Genomic DNA, 10,794 nt, shown 5'->3' on the forward strand with positions numbered 1-10,794 from the left:
GGCAAATCCTTATTCATTAGAGTTGAACTACAGGTTTCAAGATAGACGTGGTTTATATAGGAATCCGATTTGATTTTTGAAATTATCTACGTAGGTGGGGAGTGTCTTGATTCTGATACCAATTCAATTAATGATTGCAACACATCCTTGGGTAAAGACGCGATTCATCGCGTCTCTACGGATCGTCTATTTGTCGCATTCTTTTTTTTCAATTGGTATGACTCCTGAATTCTTCTTCAACAAAACTTGTTTACAGCAAACTTCTTTTGGTTCATATTCTGGAATTGGAATTTGACTCCGTGTATTTACCTCATGAACAGAACCAACTCTATAACTTACTTTTATGAAATCTCTCACCCCAGAAATAATTAGAGCTATTACACCTATGTTTATGGCAACTATTGGAGCGGTTATTGGTGTTGCTGTTTTAGTCTCGCCAAAGATTACTGATGCCAAATGGTCTGCTGGACTTGGACTTGCAGGAACAGCGATCGCTGGTGCTGCTGGATTAGCTCAAAATAGCAAAAATGAACAGGACTTTTCAGTAAAGAAGCAGGGAGACAACTTTGAAGTGGAAACTCCGGGTTCTGAGTCAACTGACCGACATTAGATGTTGCGGCTTTCCATCGGAGGTATTTTCCAACCACTTCCCTAGTGGCAAGTGGTAGTCTCCTGGGAGATTGAGATGAAGAAAATATACCTGGGTTAGTTCAGATATAATAATTACTCATTCCTTGTTGTCCTAACTGGAGAAATTAATGGGTCGCGCCAAAAAGGTTGTCCTGGCATATTCTGGCGGAGTGGATACTTCCGTTTGCATCCCCTACCTCAAACAAGAGTGGGGTGTGGAAGAGGTGATTACCCTAGCAGCAGATTTAGGTCAGGGAGATGAATTAGAGCCAATTCGAGAAAAAGCTCTCAAATCGGGTGCAAGTGAATCACTCGTGGCGGATGTCAAAGACAGCTTCGTTAAAGATTATGCCTTTGGAGCGATTCAAGCTAACGCTCTTTATGAAAATCGTTACCCTCTAGGAACTGCTCTTGCCCGCCCACTGATCGCTAAGATATTAGTAGAAACGGCTGAAAAATATGGTGCTGATGCGATCGCTCATGGTTGCACCGGCAAAGGTAACGATCAGGTTCGTTTTGATGTCTCAGTTACCGCCTTAAACCCCAACATAAAGATTCTCGCACCAGCTAGAGAATGGGGCATGAGCCGTGAGGAAACGATCGCTTATGGTGAAAAGTTTGGTATCCCCTCACCAGTCAAAAAATCTTCTCCCTACAGCATTGACAAAAATTTGCTCGGTCGTAGCATTGAAGCTGGTTTACTCGAAGATCCGTCATTTGAGCCACCAGAAGAAATTTATGAAATGACCAAAGCGATCGCTGACACTCCCAACGAGCCAGAGTACATCGAAATTGGTTTCCACGGTGGTATTCCCACAACCATCAACGGCATAGCTAAACAGCCAGTTGAATTAATTGAAGAACTCAATCAGCTTGTAGGAAATCACGGTGTTGGAAGGATAGATATGATTGAAAACCGTCTGGTTGGCATCAAATCGCGGGAAATCTACGAATCACCCGCGATGTTAGTGCTGATTCAGGCACATAGGGATTTAGAAAGCTTGACTTTGACGGCAGATGTCACCCATTACAAGCGTGGCATTGAAGAAACTTATAGCCAAATAGTTTATAACGGTTTGTGGTACAGTCCACTCAAAGTTGCACTAGATGCCTTTATTCAAAAGACACAAGAGCGAGTCTCTGGAACTGTGCGAGTGAAGTTATTCAAGGGCAACTCTACGATAGTTGGGCGTTCGAGCGATAATTCTCTCTATACTCCCGATTTGGCAACCTACGGAGCCGAAGACCAATTTGACCACAAAGCTGCTGAAGGTTTTATCTATGTTTGGGGGCTACCAACTCGCATTTGGTCGCAGCAAGTTAGAGGTTAGGAGTTAGGAGAGACGCAATACGGTTCGGTTAAGCCAAGAGACGCGATAAATCGCCGTCAAGACGAAGGATTGATTATTGTAGAGACGGCGATTTATCGCGTCTTTGTGATTTAGAATTTTCATCAAAAAACCCTAACCGAACCGTATTGAGGAGAGACGCGATTAATCGCGTCTGTACAGGTTAAAAAAGCAAAATACAAAATAACTTTTTACTTTACTCCTTCACTCCTCACTGTTTACTCTTCACTACTCGCTTCTTTAACTTGGCGAGATTCTAACCATAGAGGCACAACAATTAAGGCAGTAATAATTAGTAAAGCTGCGATCGCAAATTGACCCACCCAAGCAACCAATTGTTCTAAAGAGACAATTTTGCCAGCAAAAAAAGCTAATGTCACCATCAAACTAGCCCAAGCAACTGCTCCTAAAAAATTGTATAAGAAGAATTTTCCAAAAGGCATGTCGGCTACACCAGCTAATGGTGCCGCAAAAACTCGCAATAATGCTAAAAAACGTCCGAAAAATACAGCTTTAGCAGCATTTTGACTAAATTGATCTTTAATACTAATTAGTCGCACTTCCGAAATCCGAAATATGCTACCAACTTTTACCAGAAAAGACCAACCGCTAACTCTACCAATCCAATAACCACAAGTGCCGCCAATTACAGCACCCATAATTGCATCACCGAGAACCAGCCAGTAATTTAGTTCATCGCTGCCAGCTAAAAACCCGCCCACTAAGGTCACGGTTTCACCAGGAAGGGGAATGCCTAAATTTTCTAGCAAAATTCCCAAAAAAATTGCCCAATACCCGTAACTATGGGCTACTTTCTGGATATTTTCTAGTGAAATCAACTCTAAAGACATTCCGCACCGCCGTCTTTACAAATTTTTACTTTTACTATATCTTTGCTTGTTTTTGGGCGGGGTGTCAATCAAACCGCTACATTGACTCATTCGGTCATCAGTTTAATTCTGAGTAATCCATAGCTTATACCCTATGGAAACTATTAATTTTTGAATATTAACTATGCAAATCTTAGCATTCTTTACCACAAGTTAATTTTATTTAAAAATAAATAAATAAAAATTACAAAGACTTTATGAATACCAGGCTAAGTTATGAAAATTTCGTAAAAGATACGGTTGATACCGAAATTATTAGGAGCTTATGCCTATATTTATAAAAGTTATCACAAATTATACGGCATGAATACTGAAATAATCACTCTCAACTGCACGGCTGCAATCCCCTAGATATATGGGTAAAACAGTCATTTTGCCGTTGAAAGAGAAGAGGTATTTATGTCATTTTTCGATTTTCAGTCAAGTGTTCCAACTACCTTATTAAACTCATGACTCTCACACAAGAACTTCAAGTAATTTTGTTCAAACCCCAAGCAAGCATAGATTTAGAAGGCGGTATGGCTTTGAGCGAACAGATGGCTAGAGTAGTACCCCAATCGCATCAACTCTGGGTTATTGACCTAGCAGAAGTTAATTTTATGGACAGTTCTGGGTTAGTTCCTTTGGTGAAAGGGCTGAAAGCTGCACGTCAGAGTGGTTGTCGTTTAGTTTTATGCAACGTGCAAACTCCTGTAAGATTAATTTTGGAACTTACCCAACTAGATACAGTGTTTGAAATTTTTAGTACTTATGAAGATATCTTTAACACCGTCAAAGATAACAGTCTGGTGCTAGCAGCCTGAATAATAAATCTACCTTTAGAAGGATGGTAGAGTCAAGCAATGTTTGCACTTTTTTACATTTTCTAACATATCCTCACTTTTTTAAAGATGACAGTCTGGTGCTAGCAGGCTGATTTCCTATTTGCTCTAGAGAAGAATGTTGAGAAAAATTCATGGCTTTGCAGTTAGGCAGTGTGAAACTGCAATTGCTATTTGACCCCAGAATCCCACGGCTTGAAGCCGTGGGAGTATATTTTGACATCACCAATTACATTATTTCTAACTGCATAGTTATTTTTGTCTTTACGTGCCAATTTCGATATTTTCAAGATTCCAGCATTATGGTAATCTTAGGCATTTTGGGGAGTTGAAATGTTAGTTTGTTCCGACACTGGGCGCGGAAAATTTGGCAAATCAATTCCACTGTGACTAGCATTGCGAGTTTTGAGTGCTAAACGATAACTCACACTTTGCAGTTCTGCTTGCAGTTGGCGATTTTCCCGTTGTAGCATTGCTACCTTTTCTCTCACTGGTGTCATCCGCTCCTCAAACTTTCGACGGTAAATTTGAGGCAACTCTTGTACTACTTGCTCTAACATCCGAGTGCGATCTGTAAGTTCTTGGACTGACTGTCGCAATTGATAAATTTCGGAGTCACGAGTTGTAATCTGCTCTTGGTAGAACGCCACCTGCTGCTCCACTGCTTGGAGTTGTTCTTGCAATGCCTGTAACTGGCTCAGATCGCGCTCAAGATCCGGCTGCTGGGGCATAAAACTAGTATTACCCTTTACCAACCGGAAGAGTTCTTGAGATAGTTGTTGCACTAATTGATCGCGGAGTTGCAACTCTTGGCGTAGCTGCGAAACTTCCGTAGAGAGAACTTGAATATTGGGTGTATCAGATTGGCTCACAGTAGCTTAAAGCTCCCATTCAGAATCTTGTCCACTCTTAGGTATAACTGCGGAAGTACTACCTTTGGCAAGTATTTGTTAATTTAGCATTCCCAAACAAGTCACGGAAAAAGAAGAAGACAAAATTTTACTGAATGAAAATTGGGAATTGGGAATTGAAAAGAGGCAGAGGTGCGGGGGGCAGGGGGCAGGGAGAAACTCTTCTCCTTTGCTCCCTGCTCTCATCTTCCTCATCTTCCGGTTGGTGAGCGAAGTCGAACCACATCTTCCTCATCTTCCGGTTGGTGAGCGAAGTCGAACCACATCTTCCTCATCCTTACTCCCTTGCCCTTAGACCGTTGCAGCTACTTTAGTGGGCTTTTCCTTTTCCTCTTTAGGGGGTTTTTCCTCTCCGATATCCTGCTTAATTGTCAAATAGCGAATCACTTCTTCACTCAAGCGCATAGCGCGTTCAAAAGGAGCGATCGCAGTTGCAGGCGCAGTGTAGTTTAACTGGATATAAATCCCATCGCGGTGCTTTTTGATTTCATAAGCTAGACGACGCTTACCACGATTTTGAATTTGGATCTCCTCAGCGCCTTGGTCACGAAGCAAATTCTGATATTTAGTAATTGCTTGCTCTGCCTGTTCGTCTCCCAGGTCGGGGCGCAGGATGTACATTGTTTCGTAATTTGTAGTCATATTTTCCAGTTTCCTTATGGACAAAAACGGTTGCTGACATTAATTTATACTTGATTTAAATTTAAAATACTAGTATTAATCAACATCGGAAGCAACAAGGAACTATAATCTTACCAGTTTTCAATTTGAATCATTAGCCAAATCGCCGAAGTTTGTATTTTTTGGATGTCCCTAATAAAAACTAGGTCATAAGGCTACCCCCATAGCCTCTCACTAACCCGCAAGGGGAGTAAGGAGCAACGGGTATCTTTCTCTAAGGACATCTATAGCGGAGCGGCTTTCAGGCTCAACGCTAAATCGATTTGCTAAAAAGCTAACTGAGAATTACTACCCGCTCAAAGTTTCTAATCGCAGATAAAAGGATATTTATCAAGGTTATGGCGCAGCGCTACGTGCGAATTCAAAATCAAGAAGGACAGATTTACTATGGGATACTACAACTATCCCTCAATGTGCAGGTGCTAGATGCTCCACCCTGGTTACAAGGACAACCAACTGATTTAACTTTGACACCAGAAAATTATCAAATTCTGGCTCCTTGCGCTCCCTCAAAAATTGTGGCGGTGGGTAAGAATTATGCAGATCATGCAGCCGAAATGGGAACTACAGTACCTTCTGAACCACTAATCTTTCTCAAGCCACCCACGACTATCATTCCATCTGAGAGGGAAATTAAGTATCCTCCCCAGTCACAAAGAGTTGACTACGAAGGAGAGTTAGCATTAGTGATTGGCGATTACGCCTTTGAATGTACACCAGAAGTAGCCCAAACCAAAATTTGGGGCTACACTATAGCCAATGACGTAACAGCGCGGGATTTACAAAAACTGGATGGTCAATGGACGCGAGCCAAAGGTTTTGATACTTTCTGTCCTTTGGGCCCTTGGATTGTACGGGAGTTAAATCCAGGAGCAAGATTACAGACTTTTGTGAATGACGATGCTAACCCAGTCCAATCTGCTTGTATCGATCAGATGGTGTTTTCTCCTGATGTTTTAGTTTCCTATATTAGCCAGGTGATGACGCTACTACCCGGTGATTTGATCCTTACAGGTACACCAGAGGGTGTAAGTCCATTGCATCCAGGCGATCGCGTCCGCGTCGAAATTGAAGGTATTGGTCGCCTGGAAAACACTATAGTGGCTCGTTAACGACTAGCGCACTTGCATATACACTGCATCGGAAATCGCTGGGATTTCTGCATAACGCCCGCTTACAGACTGGATTACCGAATATGCAACTGCTCCCACTATGCCGATAAAAATGGTTGTGGATAGAGTTTGGATTGCAAAACCACCAACAGGAACTAGTCCCACAACATCAGTGAGGATGTTAAACAAAAAGATAATGATGTCCAAAAGGATTGCTTGCATGGTGTTGAAACGAATAAAGTGACTAATTTTTTCGTTTCTGACTACCAGCAAAAATAAAGCAAAGAAAATAATCATTCCTGCATAACGCACGCCGTAGTAAATTCTCAACAATGGCAGAAGCGGCAGAAACAGTAGTTGTAGCGGTGGAAAATCTGATAGCAAATATCTACCAAATACAAAAACCTCAATCAGAGGAAGCAAATAAGGCAAGCAAGCAAAAATTCTATCTGAAACCGTTGTAGACCCGCGCCAAGACATTATGCGTTCTCCTGTGGTTAAATTTATATAGTTACTTGAGCTTAGGATAACGCAGTTACTTGGTCTTGCTGGTAAATTAAACTATTCTATATGGGCAATGCGAAAGCCCATCATGCACTCATACTGGTCTGGCTGCTGTTGAGTAAGTTTGCGAATGGCTTGACCACAGCGTAGTTCACCTCCACGCCAACGGGGTTGACCGCTCCTGTCAGCGAGTAAACAAGACTGGCAAACTTGCTCAGGGGCAAGGATTTGCTCGTCCATTAAAATGACTAGCATCGAATCCCTCCTGTAAATCCTCATTGTCACCTACATTCCACTCAGGTGAGGATACGTCTTTGAATCACTTCAGGTAAGTTGGGCGCGTGCTACGCGGTTAAGTGTGTGATTTGCGATGACGCTTTGCATCTGCCGGAGGCGATCGCAAATCACACTTAAGAGGATGTTTCCTACCTTTTTGCAGCAAAAATGTATGTAGAAAACCACAATTCAAGAACAATTGTCAAGTGAATCTTAATTTTTATTGTATGTTGTATCTATTGGAAGTTTGACATTTTTAGTAAAAAATGATACAAAAATATTCCTATTAATTTGAGCAGAGACAGCCAAAGGTGTCCATTGTATCCCTGTTAATTTATGCAATGGAGAGTGCCAAAGTTAATATTCAGGAAACAACAAAAGCTTTACGCACAAGCAACACGGCGATTAATTGAATTTTCCGGTAAAACTGAGTTAACTAGATAGCTATTTAAGGGGTACATTTACAAAATACTGGGGTAAACTTGCAAGCAAGTTAATACACAATATTACTCAGAGGCTCGTCGGTCTGGGCATCACTCACAATGGAACACTGGCAATTTCTGATACAGAAACAAGGCGCTCGCTCGTGGCATATCCTAGAATCGCCAAATTTGGAAATTTTGGAAGGGCAGTATAGAGTTTTGGCTCGTTCTAGCCTATCTAATACAGACGTGGAAGTGCGGGTAACTCACTCTTCAACTCAGGAAGTTCAACCAACGCGGCGAATTTTCAAGCGATCGCGTCGCACTAATTCAGAAGGCTTAATGGCGGTAATTCCCTTTACCTACTTCGATTCGGGAGTTTGGGAGTTGCGCTGTAACGGCGATTTGATGTCGGATATACTCGGTAAATCTTGGCAATACAGTGTCCAAATTAAAGTATTGTCCGAGGAAGAAGAGGCAGAGCAAAGGAAAAATGTAGAATCAAATTCACCCAATCAGGCTGATACTGTTTCTGAAAACTTGGAATGCACCGCCCCAGCAGAACTCGTAATTAGTTTAGATAATGCGATCGCAGTTTCCACAGAACTGGCAGTTACTACAGTTGTTCCAGATGAAGGGAACTTGGATGCTGCCCCAGCAGAACCTGCAATTACTTTAGATGAAGCGATCGCAGTTTCCACAGAACTGGCAGTTACTACAGTTGTTCCAGATGAAGGGAACTTGGATGCTGCCCCAGCAGAACCTGCAATTACTTTAGATGAAGCGATCGCAGTTTCCACAGAATTGGAAATTACTACAGACAGTAACTCTGTCATTGCAGTTGTTCCAGATGAAGGGAACTTGGATAGTGCCTCAGCAGAACCTGTAATTAGTTTAGATGAAGCGATCGCAGTTTCCACAGAATTGGGAATTACTACAGACAGTAACTCTGCTACTACTGTTGTTCCAGATGAAACGGAAAAAGATATAGTTATCGATGAGCCTGTGAGTCCTGTATGGCTCAAAGGTGAGACGGCAGAGCAAATTTTACAAAATTTAATAGATTTAGCTTTACCTGATTCTGAACTACTTCTGAAAGATGAAGAGGTTACAGATTCGCTGGCAACAGAACCACCATTATTGTTAACTTTAGATCGAGATACTTATATTGCTCATTGGGGACAAGCTCTTACAATCAATGGGCGCATAGAATTTAAAGACAAGACAAATCTAGATCGGGCTGAAACATTATCTCCAAAAAGCCTGCGATCGCTTGAACTAGGAATTGAACTGCGATCGCCCCTAGAATCGAAAATCTTGACTCAGGTACGGCAACCTTTACCAGATCAGGAGTTGCCCTTCACCATCAATACCTCAATTGATATTCCTGCTGACTTTGAATCGAAGTTAATTTTGGCAGATATCAGTTTGTATGGTCAATTCGCTGATGTAAGTGGAATCATCCGGTTAGCCAGCCAGTCCTTCACCATTACAGCAGATGTAACAGAATTACTGGCAATCACAGCCGCAGCAAAACCTAGTACATCCTTAAATGACCCCATACCATCGGACTCGCCTGATGCTTTCACAGAGCCAGAGGCAGCCGTAAGGATCGATTTAAAACTATTCAATCTGGTCAAGATTTCAAAAACAGACCAATTTCAAATACTCAATCCATCTCCAAATACACCCCTACCACAGCAAATTAACCTGCAAGTTCTGCGAGAAACCACCCTGCGGACATCTAACTTAAAGAATTCAGGTACTTCGTCGCCTCAATTGCCGAATTTGCCACCTGTTCAAACTAATGCCAACCCTCACACAGATGTTATTGGAGAATTCCCTACACAAGAGGAGCTTCTAGAAAAGGATACTGCTATAGCTGCTATCAACTTGGAGCAGTTACTCATCAAGCAACGCCGAATGCCAATACTCGATACTACTTTTCCATACTTGAGACGGGTACAAGCTTTGCCAGGTGATGCAGAAGAAGTAAAAAATAATGTCCCCCCAGATACGTTAGAAGTTGAAGCGCATGAAGACTTCCCGCAGTTAGACGCAATTGTAGCTGAGGATGAAAATATACCGGAATTAGTACTAGATGATGCACAATTTCAGGAAGAATCTGTTACCGAGGTAGAAGCCCAGCCAAATGTACAATTTCAGGAAGAATCTGTTGCTGAGATAGAAACCCAGCCAAATGCACAATTCATTACAACAGGCAACCTCTACTCATCTCCCTTACTGAGGAAGTGGATGCAGAGCCAAGGATACTCTTTGCCTGAATCCATCAATGAACTGGAACCTCAAGACTACATTAGCAATGTTCCAGCCCAGCAAACCCAGCTTTTTCTTACTGCTGGAACTCCCGATGTTGATGTCAACTTGCCATTAAGCCTGGATGATGCCACAGAGACGTGGGAAGAAGCCCAAGAATCAGTTTTTGATCTTGAGAACTTTGGGGAAGACGCAGACACAGCAAAGGAAGCCGATCTAGAGATAGTGGAAAATACGGTAGTAGAAAAAGTATCTGAACCAACACTTTCAATGGCTTTGGTAAGACAACTACCCCCTCCCCCTCCTTCGATAAAAGTAAATATAGCGTCAGCTTGGTTGGCGCAAGAAATCGTTGTAGATGATACAGATAGTGAACTAGAAGCCGATGCAACGGATAATTACTTCTTAGAAGAAGAGAAGCAGCCACTGTTAGGTTTATCCCCTTCTATATCCATAACTGCGGGAGCCATTGAGCCTTTGCCAATTCCGCAACTGTATGTACCAGAAGGGGAACTAATCGCGGACAAATTTATCATAGTGCGCGTAGTACTACCTGAAGTACCTCATCAAGTGGCTGTGAAGTTATGGGTTGAAGACTATCAAACTCGCTGGTTACTAGATGGGCCCCATTTATTGACAAATTTACTACCTAATGCATTGGGAGGGTTGGAAGTAATGACACAATTAAAGATTCCCTTTGGCTGTTTAGAAATTCGCATAGAAGCGATCGCACTCGATCTAACAACCCAACAAGAGAGTCACAAAGTCACAATAGTGCGAACCGTGATTCCTCCAGACTTGCCAAACTTGCAGCTAGATGAACTACTGGGTATGTAACTTAGGGAATTGGGAATTGGGAATTGGGAATTGGGCATGGAAAAGAGACAAGGGAGACAAGGAAGAGGGGGGAGACAAGGGAGA

At 42.2% G+C, this 10,794-nt stretch carries 11 protein-coding genes; 5 read left to right on the forward strand and 6 right to left on the reverse strand.

All coding sequences use genetic code 11. The features are described from left to right. Nucleotides 1-343: 343 nt before the first annotated feature. Entirely contained in the window at nt 344-610 is a 267-nt protein-coding gene (locus HWQ36_RS00535; RefSeq protein WP_292696934.1) for a hypothetical protein, read from the forward strand. A 148-nt stretch (nt 611-758) separates the two neighbouring features. Continuing rightward, on the forward strand, nt 759-1,961 hold the full coding sequence (locus HWQ36_RS00540) for an argininosuccinate synthase (protein WP_292696937.1): 1,203 nt from the start codon (nt 759-761) through the stop codon (nt 1,959-1,961). Between the two features lie 236 nt (nt 1,962-2,197). On the opposite strand, the gene HWQ36_RS00545 is transcribed toward HWQ36_RS00540, so the two are convergent. Continuing rightward, on the reverse strand, nt 2,198-2,830 hold the full coding sequence (locus HWQ36_RS00545) for a DedA family protein (protein ID WP_292696940.1): 633 nt from the start codon (nt 2,828-2,830) through the stop codon (nt 2,198-2,200). Between the two features lie 488 nt (nt 2,831-3,318). On the opposite strand from HWQ36_RS00545, the gene HWQ36_RS00550 reads away from it, so the two are divergent. Further along, nucleotides 3,319-3,672 carry an STAS domain-containing protein gene (locus HWQ36_RS00550; protein WP_292696942.1) on the forward strand — a complete coding sequence of 118 codons (354 nt, stop codon included), beginning with the start codon at nt 3,319-3,321 and terminating at the stop codon, nt 3,670-3,672. Nucleotides 3,673-4,001: 329 nt separating this feature from the next. Here the strand turns inward: HWQ36_RS00550 and HWQ36_RS00555 are convergent, their stop codons facing one another. Continuing rightward, a complete protein-coding gene (locus HWQ36_RS00555) occupies nt 4,002-4,562 on the reverse strand; it encodes an Npun_F5560 family protein (protein ID WP_292696945.1) in 561 nt (186 codons plus the stop codon). A gap of 330 nt (nt 4,563-4,892) precedes the next feature. Next, nucleotides 4,893-5,243, reverse strand: a complete 351-nt coding sequence (gene rpsF, locus HWQ36_RS00560; RefSeq protein WP_292696948.1) for a 30S ribosomal protein S6 — start codon at nt 5,241-5,243, stop codon at nt 4,893-4,895. Nucleotides 5,244-5,620: 377 nt separating this feature from the next. On the opposite strand from rpsF, the gene HWQ36_RS00565 reads away from it, so the two are divergent. Further along, the gene (locus HWQ36_RS00565) at nt 5,621-6,394 is read left to right on the forward strand and encodes a fumarylacetoacetate hydrolase family protein (protein ID WP_292696951.1); all 774 of its coding nucleotides are present in this window, start codon (nt 5,621-5,623) and stop codon (nt 6,392-6,394) included. Between the two features lie 3 nt (nt 6,395-6,397). Here HWQ36_RS00565 and HWQ36_RS00570 read toward each other — a convergent pair whose 3' ends face one another. The 3 genes from HWQ36_RS00570 to HWQ36_RS00580 all read right to left on the reverse strand — a co-directional run bounded on the left by HWQ36_RS00570 (nt 6,398) and on the right by HWQ36_RS00580 (nt 7,360). Then, complete coding sequence (locus HWQ36_RS00570; RefSeq protein WP_012411806.1) at nt 6,398-6,874, reverse strand: Tic20 family protein; 477 nt, start codon at nt 6,872-6,874, stop codon at nt 6,398-6,400. An 81-nt stretch (nt 6,875-6,955) separates the two neighbouring features. After that, the gene (locus HWQ36_RS00575) at nt 6,956-7,153 is read right to left on the reverse strand and encodes a hypothetical protein (protein ID WP_041565682.1); all 198 of its coding nucleotides are present in this window, start codon (nt 7,151-7,153) and stop codon (nt 6,956-6,958) included. A 69-nt stretch (nt 7,154-7,222) separates the two neighbouring features. Further along, nucleotides 7,223-7,360 (reverse strand): hypothetical protein, encoded by a 138-nt coding sequence (locus HWQ36_RS00580; RefSeq protein WP_292696968.1) that lies wholly within the window; start codon nt 7,358-7,360, stop codon nt 7,223-7,225. A 356-nt stretch (nt 7,361-7,716) separates the two neighbouring features. On the opposite strand from HWQ36_RS00580, the gene HWQ36_RS00585 reads away from it, so the two are divergent. Beyond that, entirely contained in the window at nt 7,717-10,710 is a 2,994-nt protein-coding gene (locus HWQ36_RS00585) for a hypothetical protein (RefSeq protein WP_292696970.1), read from the forward strand. The last annotated feature ends 84 nt before the right edge of the window (nt 10,711-10,794 follow it).

The organism is Nostoc sp. NMS2, from assembly GCF_017115105.1.
Classification (GTDB): Bacteria; Cyanobacteriota; Cyanobacteriia; order Cyanobacteriales; family Nostocaceae; genus Nostoc.

Coding starts and splice junctions, on each gene's coding strand:
- HWQ36_RS00535 (WP_292696934.1), top strand. CDS start 344: ATGAAATCTCTCACCCCAGAAATAATTAGAGCTATTACACCTATGTTT.
- HWQ36_RS00540 (WP_292696937.1), top strand. CDS start 759: ATGGGTCGCGCCAAAAAGGTTGTCCTGGCATATTCTGGCGGAGTGGAT.
- HWQ36_RS00545 (WP_292696940.1), bottom strand. CDS start 2,830: ATGTCTTTAGAGTTGATTTCACTAGAAAATATCCAGAAAGTAGCCCAT.
- HWQ36_RS00550 (WP_292696942.1), top strand. CDS start 3,319: ATGACTCTCACACAAGAACTTCAAGTAATTTTGTTCAAACCCCAAGCA.
- rpsF (WP_292696948.1), bottom strand. CDS start 5,243: ATGACTACAAATTACGAAACAATGTACATCCTGCGCCCCGACCTGGGA.
- HWQ36_RS00565 (WP_292696951.1), top strand. CDS start 5,621: ATGGCGCAGCGCTACGTGCGAATTCAAAATCAAGAAGGACAGATTTAC.
- HWQ36_RS00570 (WP_012411806.1), bottom strand. CDS start 6,874: ATGTCTTGGCGCGGGTCTACAACGGTTTCAGATAGAATTTTTGCTTGC.
- HWQ36_RS00575 (WP_041565682.1), bottom strand. CDS start 7,153: ATGCTAGTCATTTTAATGGACGAGCAAATCCTTGCCCCTGAGCAAGTT.
- HWQ36_RS00585 (WP_292696970.1), top strand. CDS start 7,717: ATGGAACACTGGCAATTTCTGATACAGAAACAAGGCGCTCGCTCGTGG.